Source organism: Lentzea sp. NPDC058450 (genome assembly GCF_042721395.1).
Taxonomy (GTDB): domain Bacteria; phylum Actinomycetota; class Actinomycetes; order Mycobacteriales; family Pseudonocardiaceae; genus Lentzea.
The window spans coordinates 33,310-54,501 of the sequence record NZ_JBHXLO010000041.1; the positions used below are offsets into that span (position 1 = coordinate 33,310).

The following is a 21,192-nucleotide window of genomic DNA, read 5'->3' on the forward strand; positions in this document are numbered from 1 at the left end:
GGAACTGTTCGGCCCGTTGGCGCGACTAGTGGCTGTGGAAGAGGTTTCCGTGCGCGGGCGGGCTGCGGTCCCCGTGCTGACGACGGCGGCGATGACGGCGTCGATGCTGCCGTTGTTCCTGGTGGGAGCGCTTTCACCAGCCCTGGTGCGGGAGTTCGGCATCGCGCGGCCGTTGCTCGGTGTGCTCGTGACGGCCGGGTTCGGTGTGGCGGTGGTGCTGTCGCTCGTGATCGGGCCTCTTGTCGACGCGCTGGGGCCGCGACGGGCGATCATCGCGTTGTTCGCGACGAGTGCGGTGGCGTTGACGGTGTTCGCGGTCGCGCCGCATTACGCCGTGCTGGTGCTTGCGGTGGGGTTGGGTGGTGTGCCGCAGGCGTTGGCTAATCCCGCGACCAACAAGCTGATCGCCGTGTCGGTCGAGGCGGCGCGGCGGCCGTTGTTGCTGGGGATCAAGCAGTCCGGCGTGCAGCTGGGGGCGTTCGTCGCGGGGTTGCCGCTGGCGTGGCTGGCAGACGGGGTGGACTGGCGGCTCGCCGTCGGGGTGGCGGCCGGGCTGGCGGCGGTGGCGGCGCTGGGGTGTTCGGCGCTGCCGGCCGATTCGGTCCAGGCTCGGCGCCCCACTTCTGCTCCTTCCCTCACGGCGAGTGGCCTCATCTGGCGTCTGGCCGGCTTCTCTTTGCTGCTCGGCTCCGGCATCGCCGCCGTGAACACCTACGTCGCCCTGTACGCGACCGAGGAACTCGCGTTCAGCCCGCCGGTCGCGGCCGGGCTGGTGGCGGTGCTCGGCGTGGTCGGGATCGCCGGGCGGATCGTCTGGTCCCGGGTGGCGGGCCGGGAGCTGCTGGTCTGGCTGTCGGCGGCGGCCGTGGTGGCGCCGCTCCTGTTGGGGACCGGTGTTCCCGCGCTGGCGTGGGTCGCGATGGTGGTCGTGGGCGGGTGCGCGGTGGCGGCCAACGCCATCTCGATGGTGCTGGTCGTGGCCGCGTCCCGTGGTCCTGAGCTGGGGCGGAACTCGGCGCTCGTGTCGGCCGGGTTCTTCGCCGGGTTCGCGGTCGGGCCGCCGTTGTTCGGGTTGGTCGGGTACGGCGCCGGGTGGGTGTTGGTGGCGGTCGAGTTCGCTTTGGCGGCTGTCGTGGCGTGGCGGGCGCGGTGAACGTCGAGACCGTGCTGGAGCAGGTGGGGGAACGGTTTCCGCTGTACGCCTCGGCTTCTGGTCGGTGGCGCACCACAGCCCGTGGTTCGTGGGCGGGTGGGTGCTGGGCCGGGTTGTTGTGGCTCGGCGGGCATCCGGACGCGGCTCGGTGGACGGCCAGGCTCGACGGCTGGCACGACAGCGACACGGTGGTGCAGGCGCTGATCTTCTGGTACGGCAGGGGAGACGTCGAGCGAGCCGCGAAGTCGCTGGCCTCCCGGGCGGTGGACGGCGTGATTCCGTGGGGCACTGCGTTCGGGCCGGACACCGGACTCCGGTCGGACGGCGCGGCCGGGGTCGTGCCGTTGTTGTGCGCGGCCGGTCGGCACGATCTTGCTCGGTCCCATGTGGACGCTCACCTGAGTCTGGCCGAGGCGTGGCCGCGCGGTCGTGCCTGGTTGTTGCTGGCGGCGGCGGACGCGGTCCTGTGGCTGGGCGAGGACTACCGCGCCGACGCCGAGGCGCGGGCGCGGGAGTGGCGCGATCCCGGTGACACCTCGGCGGAAGCGATCGCCGCCGTCGCGCTGCTCAAGCTGGGGCTCGACGCCTCGGGGCCGTTGGGGCGGTTGCGCGAGGCGATGCACGACGGCAGGTTGCTCGGCGGTGTGTACGACGGGCAGGAGAACCTGGAACTGGTGTGGGGCACGTTCTTCTACGCCCTGGCGCGGGCGATGGTGGCCGGGCAGGTCAGCTCGCGCGAGTTCTGAGGACACGGCGGGCGGTGTCGGAGACGTGCATCTCGTCGGCGCCGTCCAGGATCCGTGCCGCCCGGCCGATGCGCGCGAGCATCGGCAGCGGCGTGTCCGGGCCCAGGCCTTCCGCCCCGAACACCTGGGTCGCCGCGTCGCACACCTGGTGCAGCGTGCGGGCCGCCGCGACCTTCGCCAGCCCGATCTCGGTGCGCGCGTCCTCCTCCGCCGCGACCAGTTCCGCTGCCTGGTGGGTCAGTGCTCGCGCGGAACGGATGGCCAGCAGTGACTCGAAGACGTGCTGTTGCACCAGTTGGCGGTCAGCGAGCGCACTGCCCCGCACCTGACGTTCGTTGGCACGACGGCACATCAGGTCGAACGCCCGCTCGGCCATGCCGAGCCACCGCAGACAGCGCAACGTCCGGCCGAGCGCCAGCCGCGTCCCGGCGATCCTCAGGCCGTCGCCGACGTCGCCGAGCAGGTGGTCGTGCGGCACGAGCACGTCGTCCAGCGCGATCTCGAACTGACCGGCCGCGCCCAGCACCGGGATCTCCCGCACCACGCGGAAGTCCGTCGTGACGAACAGCGACCCGCTCGCCAGAACCGTGACGTACGAGGCGTTTCCGGCGCCGCTGGTGAACCACTTGCGGCCGTTCAGGAGCCAGCCGTCATTCGTCCGAACGGCGGTGGAGCGTGCGGCGGCCGGATCAGAGCCGGCGACACCCGGCTCGGTCATCGCGTAGCTGCCGCCGATTTCCCCGGCCACCAAGGGTTTCAGCAGTTCCAGGACTGCGGGCCGGCCGAACCGGCGGAACATCCGCACGTCGAGCAGGCACGCCGACCCGAGCGCGGCCGGCCCGTGATCGCTGCTGCCTTCCTGTTCCGCCAACGAGAAGTACTCCGTCAGGCCCAACCCGCCACCGCCGAACTCGCGCGGCAGTGGCAAAGCCCACAACCCGGCGGACCTCGCCAACTCCCCGATCCGAGCCAGTTCAGCGCGGTCACCGGCGTCGAGCACTGTCTCAACTGGCCACACGTGCTCGCGGACGAACGCCGAAACCCGTTCCAGCACCAGCATCTTCCTTCCTCGTGGGAACTCGGACCGCGTCCCGTCCGACTGGTGGACGACCGACCGTCGCCGCCAGGAGGAGGCCCGCGTGACCCTGCACCTCGACCGGACGACGAGCGATCCGCCGTTGTCCGCCACCGAGATCACCGTCCGCGGCGACTCGGCCGCGGCCGACGTGCTCGGCGCGCTCCTGCACCAGTCGGGCGCGACGGTCTCCCGGTTCCCGGACGCCGCCGGTGAACCCGCCCACGTCGAGGCCGCCGCCGAACTCGCGATTACTTGGGGCGGACCGCTGCCCGAGGTCACCGACGAGGCGAGCGCCCAGGCGGTGTGCGGCCTGATGCACGTGCACGGCCGCAGCCAGGGTTCCCCGCGCGGCCTGGGCCTCGACTACTGCGCCACGGCAGCGGGCGTCATGGGCGGCACGGGACTGCTCGCGGCGCTGCTCGACGGCTCTCGCGGCGTCACGACCAGCGTCGCGCAGGCCGCGATGCTCACCGTCTCGCAGTACCTGGCGGCGGCTGGAGCACCGGAGGCGGAAGCGACCGCGCTGGCACCGGGCGGGCCGCCGTTCCGCAGCGCGGACGGGGTGCTGTTCGAGATCGAGGCGCTCGATCCTGCGGTGTGGCAGGCGTTCTGGGCCGGGCTCGGGGTCGAGGGGCGGGTGATCGGGGCGGGGTGGCGGCCGTTCCAGTTCCGGTACCCGACGGCGACCGCGCCGCTGCCGGTGGAGTTGCACGCGGCGGCGGAGGGGGTGACGTTCGCCGGGTTGGTGGAGCACGCGGGTGCGGCGGGGATGAGCATCTGCCGGCTGCACGAGCCGAACTCGACGGGTGGGCCGGCCTTCGAACTGGCCACAGTGGATGTTGCGGTGACGGCGCGGAAGGTTTCCCAGGCTGAGTTGCGGCGTGTTCTCCCCTTGTCTGGGCTCACCGTGCTCGAAGCCGGCCGCCGCGTCCAGGCCCCGCTGGCGGCCCACCTCCTGCACCTCCTCGGCGCGACCGTCGTCCGGATCGAGCCACCCGGCGGCGACCCGTTGCGCGGCATGCCACCCATGTGCGGCGCCAACTCCGCCCGCTGGCTCGCCCTCAACCGCGGCAAGTCCGCCGTCGAGATCGACATCAAGGCCCCCGCCGACCGCGACCGGCTGCGCGACCTCGTGCGCACCGCCGATGTCTTCCTGCACAACTGGGCTCCCGGCACCGCCGAGCGCCTCGGCCTCGGCGCCCACGACCTGGCCTCGGTGAACCCGAGGCTGGTGTTCGTGCACACCTCGGGCTGGGCGAACAGGCTCGCGGACGCCCCGCTGGGCACCGACTTCATGGCCCAGGCCCGCACCGGCCTCGGCGCACTCCTGCGCCCCGCCGACGAACCCCCGGCGCCGTCGCTGATGACGCTGCTCGACGTGCTGGGCGGTCTCCTGGGGGCCTACACCACCGTCGCCGCCCTGCTCCAACGCGAACGCACCGGCAAGGCGATCCGCGCCGAGTCGTCGTTGCTGGCCGCCGCCGAACTGCTGCAGCTGCGGGCGAACGGCCGTCCGGCGCCGGGGTTCCGGCGCCCGCTCCTCGGCGACGGCGGATGGACGCACGACGGCAAGAGCGTCACCGACGACCTCGCCTCCATCCCCGCCGACCCCCGGTTCGCCGGCGTGGTCGGGCTCGACTCCGACCGTTGTCCCGAAGTCCTGACACCCTGGAGGTTCCGATGACGACCACCACCGTCCACGACCTCGTGCCCGCCGCGCTGCGCCACGAGTGGGCCGAGCAGGGCCACTACCCGGATCGCGACCTCTACGACCTGTTCGCCGTGCGGGTGTTCTTAGACCCGTTGCGCACAGCCGTGATCGACGACGACGGCGAGCTGACCTACGTGCAGCTCAACGAGCTCGCGCTGCGGATGGCGGCCAACCTCGCGGCCAGAGGGGTGCGGTCCGGCGACGTCGTGGCCGTGCAGCTGCCCAACGGCAGGTACGCGGTCGCCGCCGACCTCGCCGTCGCCGCGGCCGGTGGGGTGGTGCTGCCGTTCCCGGTGGGGCGGGGTGAGCACGAGGCGCGGTCGCTGGTCACCCGCAGCGGTGCGGTCGGGCTGATCGCCGATGACGTCGAAGAGGCCTGGTCCACCGCGGAGTTGTTGGCTCCGGCTGGGGAGTTCGAGCCGCACCGGTCGGATCCCAACGGCCCGGCGCGCATCCTCGTCTCGTCGGGCTCGGAGGCCGAGCCGAAGATGGTGCTCTACTCGCACAACGCGTTGCTCGGCGGGCGCGGGGCGTTCGTCGGCCGGCTGATCCCGCCGGGGGAGGAGCTGCGGGCGTTGTTCCTGGTGCCGCTGGCGTCGTCGTTCGGCAGCAACGGCACGACGGTCACGCTCGCGAGACACGGCGGCACCCTCGTACTTCAGGGCAAGTTCAGCCCGGAGTCCACTGTGGACCTGATCCGGCGGGCGAAACCCACCCACCTGTTCGGTGTGCCGACGATGTTCAAGATGCTCCTCAGCCAGCCGGGCGACTACTCGTCCATCCGCGTCATCGCGCCCGGTGGTGCTCAGCTCGACGAGGCCACCGCGCAGGCGTGCCGGGAGTTCTTCGACGCGATCGTGGTCAACGTCTACGGCTCGGCGGACGGCGTCAACTGCCACACCGCGCTGGACGACCCGCCGTGTTCCGGCGCCGGACGCCCGAACCCCGCCGTGGCCGAGATCCTGGTCGTCGACGACGCTCTCCAGCCGGTGCCCACCGGCGGCGTCGGGGAGATCATCGCGCGCGGGCCGATGAGCCCGTTGCGGTACGTGGACGACGACCTCAACGCCCGGTACCGCACCGAGGACGGCTGGGTCCGCACCGGTGACCTGGGCGTGTTCGACGCCGACGGCTACCTGAGCGTCGTGGGACGGCGCAAGGACATCGTGATCCGCGGCGGCGCGAACATCAGTCCCGCCGAGGTGGAGCAGGCGCTGGCCGCCCACCCGGCGATCCGCGACGTCGCCTGCGTCGGCGTGCCGGACGAGCTGATGGGCGAACGGCTGTGCGCCTGCCTCGTGGTGACGGAACCGGTGACCGTCGCGGGGCTGGGGGAGTTCCTGCACGGGCTGGCCCGCTACAAGCACCCGGAGCACCTGCTGGTGCTGCCCGAGTTCCCCCTCAACCCCGCGGGCAAGGTCGACCGCGACGCCCTCCGAGTGCTCGCTAGGCGAGCGCCTCGCTGATCTTCTTGGCGTTGGTGCGGTAGACGCCGAGCAGGTCGTTGTCGTCGTCGGGGTAGTTGACGAGGTCGATCTGCTTGGCGCCGCCGTCCGGCAGCACGGTCCCGGTGCTCATGTGCGAGTTCTCGAAGACGAACTGGGGGGCCTTGCCCTTGAGCTCCGCGAGCTGCGACGGCGTCACCGGTTCCGGGCCGTAGACGCCGAGCAGTTCGGCGCCCGCGAGGTCGGCGGCGTACCCGACGAACATCTGCGCGACGACCTTCGGCTGCTTGCCGCCCGGCCACTTCGCCTTGACCTCGCCGGCGAGCTTGGCGTACTCGGCGTCGAAGTCGCCGATCCACTTCCGCGCCGCGTCCTGCGTGCCGAACAGCTCACCGAGCCGCGTGACCTCGGCCTTGACCTTGTCGCGCGAGTTGTCCAGCGCGACCTCGACCTTCTTCGCGTTCGACCCGGCCGCGTCGGTGATCTTCGGCGCGAACGACTCGAACGGCGCGTACAGCACGTAGTCCGCGTCCGCCACGGCCTTCAGATCGGACGGCTTCGGGTCGTAGTCCGGCGCGTGCAGCACGGACTTGGGCACGATCACCGTGACGTTCGTGGCCCCGGCCGCCTTCGCGAACCCGGCCTCCCAGCTGGTCGTCGCCACGACCTTGGGTCCGGTCTGTTGCTGCTGCTGGGGTGCCGCAGCCGAGCCACATCCGGCCAGCAACAACGCGGCGGTCAGTGGGACGAGGAAGCGGACTGCCATGCGAGGGTTCTCCGTTCGGGAAGGAAATGAGCGGCGAGCGCGACAGCGCCCGCCAGGAGCACGAGGACCGGACCAGGAGGCTGGTCCAGCAGCAGGGCCAGGGCGAACCCGGCCAGGTTGACGACGACACCGATCCCGACCGCCCACAACGCCATCCCGGTCAGCGACTGCGCGAGCCGCCGGGCCGCGAGCGCGGGCAGCAACGTCAGCGCGTCCACCAGCAACGCGCCGGTCAGCCGGATCGCCCCGGCGATCGCGACCGCCACCAGCACGAGCAGCACGAGCGTCAGGCGGTTGACCGGCACGCCAGAGCACGCCGCCAGCTCACGGTCGTGCAGCAGGAGGGCGAGTTGCCTGCGGCGCCACACGAACAGTGCCGGAACGATCACGGCCAACGCGCCGAGCAGCACGACGTCGCCGGTCTTGGTGGCCAGGATCGAGCCCCACAGCAGCTCGAACGCGGCCGAGGCGTTGACGCCGGAGATCGACAGGACCAGCAGCGCGGCGGCGATGGCGAGGCTCATCAGCAGGCCCATCGCACCGGACAGGCCGGACTGGCTGCGGGCGAGCGGGGTGAGCCCGGCGCCGGACAGTCCACACGCGACCACCGCGCACAGCAACGGGTCCAGGCCGGTCAGGAGACCGATCGCGATGCCCAGCAACGCGATGTGCATCATGGCGAACCGGACCGGCATGATGTCCAGGCCGATGATCACGACGCCGATGATCGGCAGCGCGACGGCGCCGAGGAGCAGGGCGAACGCGGCTCGTTGCACAGCGGCGAGTTCGAGCAGTTCGAAGATCACGTGATCTCCCGCAGCGCACCGGCGGCCATCTCGAAGACCCGCTCGCAGCGCTCCACCACGGCCCGGTCGTGCGTCACGACCACCACCGTGACCGGCAACCCCGCGAGCAGCCCGGCCACCGCCGCCTGCCCCTCGAAGTCCAGCGCCGCCGTGGGTTCGTCGGCCAGAAGCAGCCCGGCCCCCGCCTCGACGCACCCCAGCGCCCGAGCCAGATAGGCCCGCTGCAACTGACCACCGGACAACGTGTGCACCGGCTGCCGCCCCAGGTCTCCGACACCGAGTTCACCCGCCGCCACGCGTGCCCGTTCGGCCTGGCCGCTGCTCGCCAGCAGTTCGTCCACCAGCAACGGGAACCGCCCCGCCGCCTGCCGTTGCGGGATCCAGGCGATCTCCCGGCGGCGCCTGCTCCAGTCGGCGGAGGTGCGGGCCTCGCGGTCACCGACCTCGATCACGCCGCGGACCGCCCGGTGCAGGCCGAGGACCGCGCGCAGCAGGGTCGTCTTGCCGGAGCCGTTCGTGCCGGTCAGCGCCACGCGTTGGCCGGCGGCGACGTCGAGCGAGACGTCGCGGACGACGGTTCTGCCGCCGTGCGCACAGCTCACCCCCGCCAGCCGCACCGGCAGACCTGTCGTTTCCACGAGCATCTAGTCGTGGCGTACGGGTGATCAGTTCCCTCGGTCGGGTGAGATCAGGAACTTCTGGCCGATGCGGTCCGACCAGTGGACGCGGTCAACGCCGGACCGGTCGTCTCACTGGTCCGGCGTCACCGCCTGCGCGAAGCCGAAGACGCGGTCCGGGTCGTACTTCGCGGCCACGGAGTGCAGGCGCGCGAGGTTGCCGCCGTAGTACGCCTCGGCCCAGCGCGGCATCTGCGGGTCGATGTAGTTGACGTAGCCGGTGTCGCCGGTCAGCGCGCCCAGGCCGTCGCGGATCGCGGCGAGCTTCGTGCGGGCCTCGTCGGCGGCCTCCGGCGGGGTCTTGAGGTAGATCTGCACGTTCGCGAGGGCCGTGCGGTGCGGGAACGCCGTGGCGTCGGGAGCCACGTCGGAGACCGCGCCGCGCAGGCCGTCGAAGATCAGGTAGGTCTCGTCGGACTGGCCCGCCAGCAGGTCGACGGCCTTCTCGGGCGACGCCAGCGGCTCGCGGGCCACGCGGGACGACGCCACGGCCGACTCGCGCGCGATCGGCCCGCCCGCGAAGTACCGGACGGCCTCGGCGTAGGTCTGCGGCTGGATGAACCGGTCCGCCGGCGCCGGCAGGCCGTTCAGCAACGAGGCCAGCGCACCGACGCCGCCGACGAAGCAGCCGCCGATCCGCGCGGAGGGTTGTGCTCCGCCGCGGACGACGACGTTCGACCAGAGTTCGGGCGGTGCCTGCGCGATCCACGTCTGCCACGCGCCCAGGGCGTCGGCGGCGGCGCCCGCCGGGTAGGAGAGCGAGAACACGGTGACGTCCGGCGCGGGCAGGGTGGCGAACACGAACTCCGTCACGATCCCGAAGTTGCCGCCACCGCCGCCGCGCAGCGCCCAGAACAGCTCGGGCTCGCTCGAAGCGGAAACCGTGCGGAGCTGTCCGTCGGCCGTGACGACCTGAGCCGACACGAGGTGATCGCACGTCAGGCCGTACTTGCGGGAGAGCACGCCGATGCCACCGCCGAGGGTGAGGCCCGCGACGCCGACGGACGGGCACGTGCCCGTGGGCAGACAACGACCGGCCGCCACCAACGCACTCGACACAGCGCTCAGTGCGGCGCCGGAGCCGACGCGAACCTGGTCACCGGGCAGCACCTCGACCCCGGCGAGGCCGCGCACGTCGATCTGGAGACCACCGGACGGCGACGAGTACCCGGCGTAGCTGTGGCCACCGCTGCGCGCGGCGAGCGCGACCCGTCCACGCACCGCCTCGACGCAGGCCTGCACGTCGGCGGCGGACGTCACCTTGGCGACGGCGGCCGGTTTCTGGGAGTCCCACACGGGGTTGAAGCCCTGGTAGGCGAACCCGTCCTCACCCGCGAGCACCAGCTGACCGGACATCCGCGACCGCAACGCGGCCCAGTCGGGCGGTCCACTCGAAACGGACGAAGTGGACGGTGGCGGCGGAACCGGTGTGCCCGTGGTGGAGCACGCCGCGAGCGCGCCCAGTCCGGCGATGCCCGCGACCTTCAGAAACCCGCGTCGATCCACCCGGTCCATGGTGGCACGCCATGATCACGCCCGCACCCCTAGGAGGTTGTGCTACCTGAGACTGATCCGCCCACCAGTCCGCAGCGGGACGCGGGCGGACGAACCGGAGATCCACTCTGGTCGTCGTGACAATCCTGAAAGCGGCGGTCGCAGCCGCGATGATCACGCTGACCCTCACTCCGGCAGCGTCGGCGACGCCGGACGTCGGCTGGGGCACGTGCGACAAACCCGTCGCGCCCGGAGTCGAGTGCGGCACCCTCACCGTCCCGGTCGACTGGGCCGAGCCCGGCGGCGACAGCGTCGGCCTGCGGGTCTACCGGTGGAAGGCCGAGAACAGCAAGGGCACGATCCTGGGCTTCCCGTCCGGCCCCGGCCAGCCCGGCGACTTCACCTTCGGCACGCTCCGGAGCGCGCTGCCCGGCTACGACCTCGTCGCGCTCGACCCGCGCGGTGTCGGCGAAAGCCACCCCATGACGTGCGACCTGGCCAAAGCGCTCAAGATCCCGTACGTCCCGCCGACCGACGCGCAGGCGTTCGGCCGACTGGAACAGGACCAGAAGGCGTTCTGGTCGTCCTGCACCACTGGGGTGAAGGGCCTCGACCAGCACCTCGACGCCTACAGCACCGCGAACGACGCCGACGCGCTGCGCAAGGCGGTGCACGCCGACCGGATCAACGTGTACGGCTTCTCCTACGGCACCCTGCTCGGCGAGCGCTACCTGGAGCGGTTCGGCCAGTACGTCGACCGGTCGATCCTCGAAGGTGTGATGAACCCCGGCCAGAGCCGCCGCGAGTTCATGACCACGGCCGCGGCGGGCGTCGAGGCGATCTTCACGAAGTTCACGGCCTGGTGTGCCGAGACCCCGGACTGCGCGCTGCACGGCCGGAACCCGGCCGAGGTCCTCCGGCAGGCCCAGCGCACCGCCACGAAGATCCCCGGCACGTTCTACGGCTTCCCCTGGTCGGAGGCCATGATCACGCGCTACTTCGAGATCGTCGGCCCGCGCGACTTCGGCGAGGCGGCGAAGGGGCTGCGCGACCTCGCCGAGGGCCGCAACCCGACCCCGGCGGATCCCGGCGGCGAGGTGCCGGAACGCTTCGAGTACGCCGACCCGAACACCTGCTCCGACTGGCCGTTCGCGCTCTCCACCGTCCAGGAGGCACGCGGCGACCTGGCCGCGACTAGGAAGGCAGCCCCGGTCGTCGGCTACTCGACGAACTCCAGCAACTACACGTCGATCTGCGTCGGCGGCCCGAAGACCGGACGCCCGAAGCCCGTGTCGTCGCGCAGCCAGCACCCGACGTTGCTGCTGAGCAACACCCTCGACCCGGCCACCCCGAAGGTCTGGGCCGAGCAGGTGCAGAGGCAGTTGGGACGCAAGGCGATCCACGTCGTCACCGACCGGGTCGGCCACGGCGGCGGCACGGACGACCCGGTGACGCTGCAGAAGGTGCGGGACTACATGGCGAGCACGACCCGGCCGTGACCCGTGCGGTGCCACGCGTCGGAGACGTCGGCGAGCGGCACCACCTCGTGGTCCACGGTCAGCTCACCCGCCGCGGCGTGCCGCGCGATCACCGAGATCGCGTCGGCGCGCTGCGGCGCGGTCAGCTCGTTGTTGGTGTAGCCGAAGAGCCGCAACGACTTGCTGCGCAACGTGGACGACGTGACCGGCGACGTCTCGCCCGCCGACCCGCCGAGGTTCACCCACCGGCCACCGGACCGCAACGCCCCCGCGGCCGCGGCGGCCGGTTCCCCGAACACCGGGTCGATCAGCAGGTCGGCGCCCGCAGCGGCGGCCCCGACGTCCTCCAGCGGCACCACCACGTCGGCACCCGCCCGTTCAGCACGCTCCCGACCCACTTCAGACCGCGCCGCCGCGATCACCCGGCCGGCGCCGAGCAGCCGCGCCAACTGGATCGCGGACTGCCCGACCGCACCACATCCGAGCACCACCACGGTCTCGCCGGGGACCAGCCCGCCGACCTGCAACGTCAGGTAGGCGGCCACCGCGGACAACCCGAGCGCCGCCACCAGCACCGGGTCGACCTCCGGCAGGAACACCAGGTCTTCCTGCCGCGCCAACGCCTTCGGGGCCATGCTGCCGTCACCGGGCGCCATCCCGGCACTCGTCGGGAACCACACCGCACGCCCGTCGACCGTCCCGATCCCTTGTACCCCAGGGACGTATGGCGTCTCGGGGACGCCGAAGTACGACGTCCCGCTGGCGCACAGCAGGTCCAACGGCGTGACGGGCGCGGCGAGCACGTCCACCACGACCTGGCCGGGTCCGGCGGAAGGCTCGCCCCGGTCAGCGAGCGACGGTGGCTGACCGGGACGAACGACTACCGCGGCGCGCACGGCTGCAACACGAAGTCGTACTCCGCGAGAACCCAAGGCACGTCGGAGGAACCGCCGTCGGGCGTCGGCCCCGGCTCCTGCGGCACGAACCGCACCACCAGCTCCTGCTTCGTGCCGAACACGACGTCGCTGTCGAGATACTCCGCGCCCTCCTCGAACAGGTGCGTGATCAACGGCTCGAACCCGTCCGCCGTCAGCAGGAAGTGCACGTGCGCCGGCCGGAAGTAGCTGATCTCGGTCTGCTCGATCAGCGCGCCCACCGGCCCGTCCATCGGGATCGCGTACCCCTTCGGCGTGATCGTCCGCACGCAGTACGCGCCGTCCTCCCGCGCCCGGTACTTCGCCCGCAACCGGGCCTCGTCCACGTCGAGCTGCGCCTCGTACGCGCCCTCCGCGTCGGCCTGCCACACGTCCAGCACCGCGGCCACCGGCGTCCCGTCGAGCGACCGCACGGTGCCGGTGACGTAGAGCGGGGTGCCGTCGACGTCATCGGACATGTCACCGCCGAAGCCGAGCTCGGGGGAGCCGTCGATGTGGAACGGCCCGAGCACCGTCGCCGGCGTCGCGGCCGGGTCGAACTGATGGTTCATCTGCACGACCAGCATGCTCAGCCCGAGCACGTCCGACGCCAGGATGAACTCCTCGCGCTTCTCGTCGCTGATCTGCCCGGTCGCGGTCAGCCACTGGATGGCGGCCATCCACTCGGCCTCGGTCAGCCGCACCTCGCGGGCGAAGTCGTGCAGGTGCCGCACGAGCGCGGTCATGAGCTGGGCGGTGCGCGGTTCCTTCGCGGTCGCCCAGCGCTGCTCCGCGAGTGCGGTGATGTTGTCCTCGGTGACGAGCTGCATTGCTCACTCCTCGACAGGCGCGACGGACCTGGTGTTCGAATCGACGGACAGGAAGATCTCGTTGGCGACGGGGTTGCGCAGCTCCTCGGCGAGCTGCCCGATCAACCCGGCCGTGCGGGCCAGCAACGCGAAGCCCCGCAACAACTCCAGCGGCAGCCCGAGGTCGGCCAGCACCGCTCCGCACGTGCCGGCGCCGTTGAGCGGCAACGTCCTGCCGAGCACCTGCGGGTGCACCCGGCCGATCGCTGCGAACAGCTGGAGATGCGGTCCGACCAGCCCCTCTTCCTCGGCGATCTCGTAGAGCCGGGCGGTGCGCGGGTCGCCGTTCTTGTGCACGTGGTGGCCGAGCCCGGGAATGCGCGCCTTTCCCTGCGCCTGCAGGGTTTCCAACGCCAGCGCGTCCCAGTCGGTGGAGTTCGTGCCGCTCACGACAGCGTGCAGGAACCGCCCGGCGTCCTCGGTGACGCCGAGGAACCGCGACCCGCCGCCGAGCAGCCCGGCGGCGAGAGCGCCCTGCACGGAGTCGGGCGCGGACAGGAACGTGAGGCGGCTGACGATCGCGGTCGGCGTGAACCCGTGGTCGGCCAGCGCCGCGAGCACGGCCTCGAACAACCGGGTCTCACCGGGACTCGGCCGGCGCTGGGTGGCGAGCCAGAACGCCAGCTCGCCGAACCCGACGTTCCCCATCACGTCCCGGGCGAGATCCTTGCCCAGCAACGTGATCGTGTCGGTGGTCGACGCGCCGAGCGCGGTTTCATAGACCGTCACGGTCCTCCTCCAGCCAGGCACGCAGCTCGTCTCCGTGCTCGTCCAACCGCGGCGGCGGCAGCTCGTAGGCCGCCGGCGTCTCCGAGAACCGGATCGGGTGCCGCGTCGTCGGGACGTCCCCGACCACCACGACGGGATCGAGCCCGAACCGCTCGGCCATCGCGAACCCGCCGTCGATCGTGTTGATCGGCCCGCACGGCACCCCGGCCGCCACGAGCAGGTCGAACCACTCCACCGCACCGCGCGTGCGCAGCCGTTCCTCCAGGACCGGCCGCAGCTCCTCGCGGTTGCGGGTGCGGTCGGCGTTGCGGGCGAACCTCGGGTCGTCCGGGATCTCCGGCAACCCCAGGACCTCGCACAACCGCCGGAACTGGCCGTCGTTGGCCGCCGCGACGATCAGGTCGTTGTCGGCGGTCGGCAGCGGTTCGTAGGGGAACACGCTGGGGTGCGCGTTGCCCATCCGGAACGGCACGACCCCGCCGGCCACGAACGCCGAGCTGTGGTTCACCAGACCCGTCAACGCGGACGACAAGAGGTTGACCTCGACCAGCTGGCCCGCGCCGGTCTGGTCGCGATGCCGCAGCGCAGCCAGGATGCCGATCACCGCGTGGTTGCCGGCCATCACGTCGAACACCGAGATGCCCGCGCGGTACGGCGGCCCGTCCGGATCGCCGGTGAGACTCATCAGGCCCGAGATCGCCTGCACCATCAGGTCGTAACCGGGCACGTGACTGCCCGCACCCGACCCGAAACCGGTGATCGACGCGTAGACGACCCGAGGGTTCTCCGCGCTGACCGAGGCGTGGTCGAGGCCGTACTTGGCGAGGCCGCCGGGCTTGAAGTTCTCGATCACCACGTCCGCGCGCCGGGCCAGTTCGCGGCCCAGCGCGGCGTCGTCCGGGTCGCGCAGGTCGAGGGCGATCGACCGCTTGCCCCGGTTGATACCGAGGTAGTAGGTCGACACGTCCTCCCGCACGGGCGGCGTCCACGTGCGGGTCTCGTCCCCGGCCGGGCCCTCGACCTTGACCACCGAGGCGCCCATGTCCGCGAGCAGCATGGTCGCGTACGGGCCGGCCAGGACGCGGGAGAAGTCGGCGACGAGCAGTCCGTCGAGCGCACCCATCAGACGGACGTCCGGGTGTCGCCGCGGTACTCGGTGTATGTGTACGGGTTGTCCAGCACCTTGGACTCCGGGATGTCGGGGTTCATGCCCTTCTGCCACGCCTCCTCGCCGAGCTGCGCGCGCAGGTGGTCGACGGTCTGGGACACCTGCGAGCGGATCGCGCCGAGATCGACGCCGACCAGCTTGTGGTCGCGCTTCACGATCCTGCCGTCGACGATCACGGTGTCCACATCGGACCGTTGCGCCTGGAACGCCACGTGCCCGTACGGGTTGAGCAACGGGAACATCGCGGGGGAGTTCTCGTTGCGCAGCAACACGACGTCGGCCTTCTTGCCCACTTCGAGGCTGCCGAGGTCGGGTCGTCCCAACGCCTGTGCGCCACCGAGCGTCGCCCACTGCACGACCTGCTCGGCCCGCAACGCCGAGTGCGTGACGGTGTCGTTGCGCTCGTGCGCGGCCATGTGCTCGCGGGACCGGTCCGCGCCCAGCGTCGTGCGCATCGCCGAGAACAGGTCGCCGCTCCACCACACCGACGTGTCCATCGACAGCGACACCGGGATGCCGTGCTCGCGGATCGCCCAGGTGGGCGGGTAGCCCTGACCCGCGCTCTGCTCGCTCTCGGTCGACACGGAGATCGACCCGCCGGTCGCCGCGATGCGGTGGTACGAGTCGGCGGACAACGTCGCCGCGTGCACGTAGATGGACTCCGGTGTCATGAACCCGTTGTCGTGCATCAGCCTGATGCCGTCGTCGTTCGTCGCGCCCCACACGCCCGCGTGCGTCGTCACGGGCACACCGAGCTCCCGCGCGACCTCGAAGGCCGCTTTCTCCGGGAACGACGGGTCGCCGGTGACGTCGAACGCGAGCTGGAAGCCGAGCATGTCGTCGCCGGTGATGCGGCGCGACACGAAGTCGCGGAACTCGGGCTTGGCCGTCCACGAGGCCGGGCTGTCCTGGATGTTCCCGTACGCCAGCACGAACCGGCCCGGCACCGCCTGCAACGCGTCCACGGCGGCGTCCGCGTGGTCCGGCGTCTGCAGGCCGTGCGACCAGTCGACGGTCGTGGTGACGCCGGCGTCCAGCGCCTCGGCGGCGCCCAGCAGGTTGCCGGCGTGGATGTCCTCCGGCCGGAAGACCTTGCCCCACTCCAGGTAGTACCAGACGAAGTACTGCGTCAGCGTCCAGTCGGCGCCGTAGCCGCGCATCGCCGTCTGCCACATGTGCCGGTGCGTGTCGATCATGCCCGGCATCACGATGCCGCCCGAGGCGTCGACCTCGACGGTCCCCTCCGGCACCTCCAACGCGGGCCCGACGGCCGCGATCCGGTCGTCCACCACGAGGACGTCGTGGTCGGGCAGGGGCGGGCCCGCCATGGTCAGGACAGTGCCGTTTCTCAGGACGATGGAACTCATGAGGGAACTCCTTGACCGTCTGGCGGACAGGTGTCCGTTGAATCCTCAACCTTCTCCGCCGCCCGGTCAACCCCTCAGGACGCGACGACCTCGTGCGGCACCGTGCCCAGGCGTGCGAAGTCCGCGCTGATCTCGCCCGCGACCTGCAGCAGCAACGGCAGGTGGTGATCGACCATCTGCTCGACCGACGTCTCCGACGCGTGGCAGTTGACGTTGATCCCGGCGATCACCGTGCCGTTCCCGTCCCGCAACGGCGCCGCGATCGACCGGATCCCCAGCGCGAGCTGCTCGTCCGTCAACGCCCACCCGCGCGCCCGGACGTCCCGCAAAGCCGCGTCGCGCTCGGCCGCGTCCGGCTGCCATCGCGACGTCAGCCCGGACCGCGTCGGCTGCGCGAGCACGGCCTCCAGCTCCTCCGGCGACAGCGCCGCGAGCTGCACTTTTCCCAGTGACGTGGACAAGGCCGGGAACCGCGTGCCGATCTGCACCGACAGCGTGACGATCTTCGGCACGGCCACGCGTGCGACGTAGACGATGTCCGACCCGTCGAGCTGCGCGATCGACACGGACTCGTTGGTGCGGGCGCACAGCCGTTCCATGTGCGGCCGCGCCACGTCCCACAGCCCCATCGACCGCACGTACGCCACGCCGAGCTCGAGCACGCGCGGCGTGAGCGCGAAGCCGGCCTCGCTCTGCCGCGCGTACCCGAGCTCGACCAGGGTGAGCAGGATGCGGCGGGTGGTCGGCCGGGCCAGGTCCGTGGCGGCGGCGACCTCGCTCAGCGTCATCACCGGGCGCAGTGGCCCGAAGGCGCGGATCACGTCCAGGCCGCGGGCGAGCGCCTCGATGAAGTCGGGGCCGGTGTCAGGGCGAGCAGGCATGCGCCCACGATAACGGACACCTGTCCGTTATGACTCGAGGTGTTTGCCGAGGTACTGCCCGGTGAGACTGCCCGGAGCCTCGACGACCTCCTGCGGGGTACCGGACACGACGATCGTGCCGCCCGCCGCGCCGCCTCCAGGGCCCATGTCCACCACGAAGTCGGCGTTGGCGATCAGGTCGAGGTCGTGCTCGATCACCACCACCGTCGCGCCCCGGCCGGTCAGCCTCCCGATCACCGCCAGCAGCGTGCGGACGTCGAGCGGGTGCAGGCCCACGCTGGGTTCGTCCAGCACGAACAACGCGTCCGACTGGTCGCGGTCGAGCTCCGAGGCGAGCTTCAGCCGTTGCGCCTCACCGCCGGACAACGCCGTCGTGGCCTCGCCCAGCGTCAGGTAGCCCAGGCCGAGGTCGATCAGCGACTGCAGCCGGGTGCGCACCTTCCGCAGGCCCCGCACGTGCTCGACGGCCTGCCGCACGGTCAGCGCGAGCAGCGCCGGCAACGTGATCCCGTCGCGGACGTGCTCGCTCGCGGCGGGGGAGTAGCGGGTGCCGCCGCAGTCCGGGCAGGCGATGTCGACGTCCGGCAGGAACTGCACGTCCAGCGAGATCTCCCCGGTGCCCTCGCAGCGCGGGCAGCGCAACGACCCGGTGTTGTAGGAGAAGTCGCTGGCGGTCAGCCCGTCCGCCACCGCCGCGTAGGCGCGCCGGAGGTCGTCGAGCACCCCGCTGTAGGTGGCGACGGTCGAGCGGACGTTGACGCCGATCGGGGTCGCGTCGACCACGTTGACCCTGGTGATCGCCCCGGCGTCGACCTCGGCGACCCACGCGGGCGGCCGTTCGCCGGAGTTCTTGGCCCGCACCGCCGGCACGAGGCTCTCCAGCACCAGCGTGGTCTTGCCCGAGCCGGAGACGCCGGTGACCGCGGTCAGCCGTCCGACCGGGAGATCGAGCGCGAGGGCGTGGACGGTGTGCACCGGCCGGGTGGCCAGGTGGATCCGCCCGTGTTCGAACGTGTCGAGTGCCCGCTCCCGCACGACCACCGGCTCGCGGCCGACGAGGAAGCCGCCCAGCAAGGAGTCCGGGTTCTCGGCGAGCGCCGCCACCGTGCCGGTGGCGAGCACCCGGCCGCCCTCCGCGCCGGAACCGGGGCCGATCTCGATCAGCCAGTCCGCCTCGCGCAGCACCTGCACGTCGTGGTCCACCAGCACCACGGAGTTGCCGTCCCGCAACAGGTCCCGCACCACGCCGAGCAGTCCGTCCACGTTGGACGGGTGCAGCCCGATCGACGGTTCGTCGAGGACGTAGAGCACCCCGGTGGTCTCGTTGCGCACCGCCCGCGCGAGCTGGACGCGTTGCCGCTCCCCGGTCGACAGCGTCGAGGATGCCCGGTCCAGGCTCAGATAGCCCAGTCCCAGCTCGACCAGCCGCCGCGCGGTGCCGAGCAGTTGTCCGGCGATGCTCCGGCCCATCGCCAGCATGTCGCCGGGCAGGGACTCCACGACGCGCGGAACCCAGGCGACCAGGTCGTCCAGCGTCTTCGCGGTGGCCTCGGCGAGGTCGATCCCGTCCACCCGCGGGGCCAGCGCGGCGGGGGAGAGCCGCGTGCCGTGGCAGGTCGGGCAGGTCTGGCTGGTGATGAACCGGTTGACGCGGTTGAGGCCGCGTTCGGTGGTCGCGTTGGCGAGCGCCTCCCGCACCGCGAGCCGCGCGTTGCGGTAGGTGAAGTTCAGGTCGAACAGCCGCCCGGCCTTGGACGGCACCCGGATCTGCCGCTTCTCGGCCGGGCCGTTCATCACGATCTCGCGTTCGGCGTCAGTGAGGTCGGCGTACGGCACGTCGGTGCGCACCCCGAACTCGCCGATCACCTCCGGCATGATCGACAACCCGAACATGCCCCACGGCGCCACGGCACCCTGGGCGATCGTGAGGGACGGATCAGGCACCAGCCGGTCGTCGTCGACCTCCCGCACGACCCCGGTGCCCGTGCAGTGCGGGCACGCGCCGTCGGAGTTGAACGCCAGCGCCTCCGCTCCGGGAGGGGTGAACGTCACCCCGCACACCGGGCAGGTCACGCCGATCTCCGCCGCGACGTTGATCGACGGCTCCTGCCGGTGGCCGTTGGGGCACACGTGCGACGCGAGCCGCGAGAACAGCAGCCGCAGCACGTTGAGCAGCTCGGTCGACGTGCCGAACGTGCTGCGCACCCCCGGCACGCCCGGCCGTTGCCGCAACGCGAGCGCGGCCGGGACGTGCCGCACGCTGTCCACGGCGGCCCGCGGCGCCTGGGACATCCGGCGCCGCGTGTAGGTCGACAACGCCTCGATGTAGCGCCGCGAGCCCTCCGCGTACAGCACGCCCATCGCGAGCGACGACTTGCCCGACCCGGACACACCGGCGATCGCGACGAGTTGCCGCAACGGCACCGTGACGTCGACGTCGCGCAGGTTGTGCACCCGCGCACCCCGCACCTCGATGGCCAGAGGCTGTTCCCGCATGCACCGAACCTAGGCCCTGTCCTGTGGGTCTCGCCCGCGATAGTCGCGGCCGAGGGGCGCGGAGGCGGCACCGCCGAAGCGCCCGGATACGCCCGGTATGAGGCCGCTTCGGCGGCACCGCCTCCGCGCCTCTCGACCGTGACTCTCATCGGACAGACCCACAGGACAGGGCCTAGGGTCTGGACGCCAGCACCGCGCACGCGATCACCAGAGCGGACAGCACGAGCAGTGTCACGCTGACGTCCACGAGGAAGTCGATCAGGCGCGCGGTGGCCATGGCGATCAGTCCAAACTGGCTGGTTCCCTGCGGTTGGCACGGAGGCTGGTGAGGGTGACGACGCCCAGCGTGGCGATGATGACGGCCAGCGAGACCGGCGTCGGGATGGTCGGGACGGACGGCCACACGTCGTGCGCCCAGTGCAGCACCAGCTTCACGCCGATGAACGCCAGGATGAGCGCGAGGCCGTGGTTGAGGTGCACGAGCTTGGCCAGCGCCGAGTGCAGCACGAAGTACAGGGCGCGCAGGCCGAGCAGCGCGAACGCGTTGGTGGTGAAGACGAGGTACGGGTCCTCGGTGATGCCGTAGACGGCGGGCACCGAGTCGATCGCGAACACGACGTCGGTCGCGAAGATCGCCACCACCACGATGGCGAGCGGGGTGAGGGCGCGTCGGCCGTTCTCGCGGACGAGCATCTTCGTGCCGCGGTAGTCGTCGGTGACGGGCATCAGCCTGCGCAGCAGCCGCACGGACCGCATCTTCGACGTGTCCTTGGCCTCGGGTTCGCCGGCCAGGGCGGCGTGCAGGATCTTCACCGCCGAGGCGAACAGCACCAGGCCGAACACCAGGAACGCCCAGGTGCCCGCCGACAGCATCGCCGCGCCGGCCGCGATGAAGATGCCGCGCAGCACCAGTGCGCCGACGATGCCGTAGAGCAGCACGCGCTGCTGGATCTCGCTCGGGACGCTGAACGCCGCGAGCAGCAGCATGAAGACGAACAGGTTGTCGACGGAGAGGGACTTCTCCACCACGAACCCGGTGATGAACTCCAGCGACTGGCCGCTGCCGAACTCGAACCACAGCCAGAGGCCGAACACGAACGGCAACGCCAGGTAGAAGATCGACCAGCCGGCCGCTTCCTTGATCGACACCTCGTGCGGGCGCCGTGTGACCAGGAAGTCGACGACCAGCAGACCGAGCAGCACCGCGATGCTGATGAACCACAGAGCGGGGGATGCCACGGAGTGCACGGGCAGGGACCTCCTCGAACAACGATCGTTCGAGGTCTCCTTCACCCCTGGTGGGGCGGCCTCCCGGGGATGTCGCTGGGGACGTCCGTACTGACCGGGTAGACGCTTGGGAAGTACTCCCCTCGCCGCACAGCATAGGTAAAGGGTTAGTAATGCTCAAGTAACC

18 protein-coding genes are annotated in these 21,192 nt (G+C 71.4%); 5 read left to right on the forward strand and 13 right to left on the reverse strand.

Annotation, left to right across the window (positions count from 1 at the left end; all coding sequences use genetic code 11):
- Window positions 1–49: 49 nt before the first annotated feature.
- Together ACFWNN_RS40400 and ACFWNN_RS40405 are read left to right on the forward strand one after the other, a co-directional pair.
- A complete protein-coding gene (locus ACFWNN_RS40400) occupies window positions 50–1,153 on the forward strand; it encodes a nitrate/nitrite transporter (protein ID WP_382445259.1) in 1,104 nt (367 codons plus the stop codon).
- Window positions 1,138–1,899 (forward strand): hypothetical protein, encoded by a 762-nt coding sequence (locus ACFWNN_RS40405; protein WP_382445260.1) that lies wholly within the window; start codon window positions 1,138–1,140, stop codon window positions 1,897–1,899. The genes ACFWNN_RS40400 and ACFWNN_RS40405 overlap by 16 nt, the downstream gene beginning before the upstream one ends.
- On the opposite strand, the gene ACFWNN_RS40410 is transcribed toward ACFWNN_RS40405, so the two are convergent.
- A complete protein-coding gene (locus tag ACFWNN_RS40410; protein WP_382445261.1) occupies window positions 1,880–2,959 on the reverse strand; it encodes an acyl-CoA dehydrogenase family protein in 1,080 nt (359 codons plus the stop codon). The genes ACFWNN_RS40405 and ACFWNN_RS40410 overlap by 20 nt on opposite strands.
- Window positions 2,960–3,038: 79 nt before the next feature.
- Here ACFWNN_RS40410 and ACFWNN_RS40415 point away from each other — a divergent pair, with 79 nt between their 5' ends.
- A complete protein-coding gene (locus ACFWNN_RS40415) occupies window positions 3,039–4,661 on the forward strand; it encodes a CoA transferase (protein WP_382445262.1) in 1,623 nt (540 codons plus the stop codon).
- On the forward strand, window positions 4,658–6,154 hold the full coding sequence (locus ACFWNN_RS40420) for a class I adenylate-forming enzyme family protein (RefSeq protein WP_382445263.1): 1,497 nt from the start codon (window positions 4,658–4,660) through the stop codon (window positions 6,152–6,154). The genes ACFWNN_RS40415 and ACFWNN_RS40420 overlap by 4 nt, the downstream gene beginning before the upstream one ends.
- Here the strand turns inward: ACFWNN_RS40420 and ACFWNN_RS40425 are convergent.
- The 4 genes from ACFWNN_RS40425 to ACFWNN_RS40440 form a co-directional block, all read right to left on the reverse strand.
- Window positions 6,135–6,899, reverse strand: a complete 765-nt coding sequence (locus ACFWNN_RS40425; protein WP_382445264.1) for a metal ABC transporter solute-binding protein, Zn/Mn family — start codon at window positions 6,897–6,899, stop codon at window positions 6,135–6,137. The genes ACFWNN_RS40420 and ACFWNN_RS40425 overlap by 20 nt on opposite strands.
- Window positions 6,872–7,705 carry a metal ABC transporter permease gene (locus ACFWNN_RS40430; RefSeq protein ID WP_382445265.1) on the reverse strand — a complete coding sequence of 278 codons (834 nt, stop codon included), beginning with the start codon at window positions 7,703–7,705 and terminating at the stop codon, window positions 6,872–6,874. Before ACFWNN_RS40430 ends, ACFWNN_RS40425 begins: the two co-directional genes overlap by 28 nt.
- Entirely contained in the window at window positions 7,702–8,349 is a 648-nt protein-coding gene (locus ACFWNN_RS40435) for a metal ABC transporter ATP-binding protein (RefSeq protein ID WP_382445266.1), read from the reverse strand. Before ACFWNN_RS40435 ends, ACFWNN_RS40430 begins: the two co-directional genes overlap by 4 nt.
- 105 nt (window positions 8,350–8,454) lie before the next feature.
- A complete protein-coding gene (locus tag ACFWNN_RS40440) occupies window positions 8,455–9,897 on the reverse strand; it encodes an FAD-binding oxidoreductase (protein ID WP_382445267.1) in 1,443 nt (480 codons plus the stop codon).
- A gap of 116 nt (window positions 9,898–10,013) precedes the next feature.
- Between ACFWNN_RS40440 and ACFWNN_RS40445 the strand changes: the two genes are divergently transcribed.
- Window positions 10,014–11,375, forward strand: a complete 1,362-nt coding sequence (locus ACFWNN_RS40445) for an alpha/beta fold hydrolase (RefSeq protein ID WP_382445268.1) — start codon at window positions 10,014–10,016, stop codon at window positions 11,373–11,375.
- Here ACFWNN_RS40445 and ACFWNN_RS40450 read toward each other — a convergent pair.
- From ACFWNN_RS40450 to ACFWNN_RS40485, 8 genes are all read right to left on the reverse strand, one after another.
- Window positions 11,348–12,250, reverse strand: a complete 903-nt coding sequence (locus ACFWNN_RS40450; RefSeq protein ID WP_382445269.1) for a zinc-binding alcohol dehydrogenase family protein — start codon at window positions 12,248–12,250, stop codon at window positions 11,348–11,350. The genes ACFWNN_RS40445 and ACFWNN_RS40450 overlap by 28 nt on opposite strands.
- Complete coding sequence (locus tag ACFWNN_RS40455; RefSeq protein ID WP_382445270.1) at window positions 12,235–13,098, reverse strand: dioxygenase; 864 nt, start codon at window positions 13,096–13,098, stop codon at window positions 12,235–12,237. The genes ACFWNN_RS40450 and ACFWNN_RS40455 overlap by 16 nt, the downstream gene beginning before the upstream one ends.
- Window positions 13,099–13,101: 3 nt before the next feature.
- Window positions 13,102–13,866, reverse strand: a complete 765-nt coding sequence (locus ACFWNN_RS40460; RefSeq protein WP_382445271.1) for a citryl-CoA lyase — start codon at window positions 13,864–13,866, stop codon at window positions 13,102–13,104.
- Window positions 13,853–14,989: a CaiB/BaiF CoA transferase family protein gene (locus tag ACFWNN_RS40465; RefSeq protein ID WP_382445272.1), complete on the reverse strand. Its 1,137-nt coding sequence runs from the start codon at window positions 14,987–14,989 to the stop codon at window positions 13,853–13,855. Before ACFWNN_RS40465 ends, ACFWNN_RS40460 begins: the two co-directional genes overlap by 14 nt.
- The gene (locus tag ACFWNN_RS40470) at window positions 14,989–16,401 is read right to left on the reverse strand and encodes an amidohydrolase family protein (RefSeq protein ID WP_382445273.1); all 1,413 of its coding nucleotides are present in this window, start codon (window positions 16,399–16,401) and stop codon (window positions 14,989–14,991) included. Before ACFWNN_RS40470 ends, ACFWNN_RS40465 begins: the two co-directional genes overlap by 1 nt.
- 74 nt (window positions 16,402–16,475) lie before the next feature.
- Complete coding sequence (locus ACFWNN_RS40475) at window positions 16,476–17,282, reverse strand: IclR family transcriptional regulator C-terminal domain-containing protein (RefSeq protein ID WP_382445274.1); 807 nt, start codon at window positions 17,280–17,282, stop codon at window positions 16,476–16,478.
- Window positions 17,283–17,309: 27 nt separating this feature from the next.
- On the reverse strand, window positions 17,310–19,778 hold the full coding sequence (locus ACFWNN_RS40480) for an excinuclease ABC subunit UvrA (protein WP_382445275.1): 2,469 nt from the start codon (window positions 19,776–19,778) through the stop codon (window positions 17,310–17,312).
- Between the two features lie 282 nt (window positions 19,779–20,060).
- Window positions 20,061–21,032 carry a TerC/Alx family metal homeostasis membrane protein gene (locus ACFWNN_RS40485; RefSeq protein ID WP_382445304.1) on the reverse strand — a complete coding sequence of 324 codons (972 nt, stop codon included), beginning with the start codon at window positions 21,030–21,032 and terminating at the stop codon, window positions 20,061–20,063.
- Window positions 21,033–21,192: the final 160 nt, after the last annotated feature.

Excerpts from the sequence above, each read along its gene's own strand:
- ACFWNN_RS40410 (WP_382445261.1), bottom strand. The coding sequence starts at position 2,959 with ATGCTGGTGCTGGAACGGGTTTCGGCGTTCGTCCGCGAGCACGTGTGG.
- ACFWNN_RS40420 (WP_382445263.1), top strand. The coding sequence starts at position 4,658 with ATGACGACCACCACCGTCCACGACCTCGTGCCCGCCGCGCTGCGCCAC.
- ACFWNN_RS40425 (WP_382445264.1), bottom strand. The coding sequence starts at position 6,899 with ATGGCAGTCCGCTTCCTCGTCCCACTGACCGCCGCGTTGTTGCTGGCC.
- ACFWNN_RS40435 (WP_382445266.1), bottom strand. The coding sequence starts at position 8,349 with ATGCTCGTGGAAACGACAGGTCTGCCGGTGCGGCTGGCGGGGGTGAGC.
- ACFWNN_RS40440 (WP_382445267.1), bottom strand. The coding sequence starts at position 9,897 with ATGGACCGGGTGGATCGACGCGGGTTTCTGAAGGTCGCGGGCATCGCC.
- ACFWNN_RS40455 (WP_382445270.1), bottom strand. The coding sequence starts at position 13,098 with ATGCAGCTCGTCACCGAGGACAACATCACCGCACTCGCGGAGCAGCGC.
- ACFWNN_RS40465 (WP_382445272.1), bottom strand. The coding sequence starts at position 14,989 with ATGGGTGCGCTCGACGGACTGCTCGTCGCCGACTTCTCCCGCGTCCTG.
- ACFWNN_RS40470 (WP_382445273.1), bottom strand. The coding sequence starts at position 16,401 with ATGAGTTCCATCGTCCTGAGAAACGGCACTGTCCTGACCATGGCGGGC.
- ACFWNN_RS40475 (WP_382445274.1), bottom strand. The coding sequence starts at position 17,282 with ATGCCTGCTCGCCCTGACACCGGCCCCGACTTCATCGAGGCGCTCGCC.
- ACFWNN_RS40480 (WP_382445275.1), bottom strand. The coding sequence starts at position 19,778 with ATGCGGGAACAGCCTCTGGCCATCGAGGTGCGGGGTGCGCGGGTGCAC.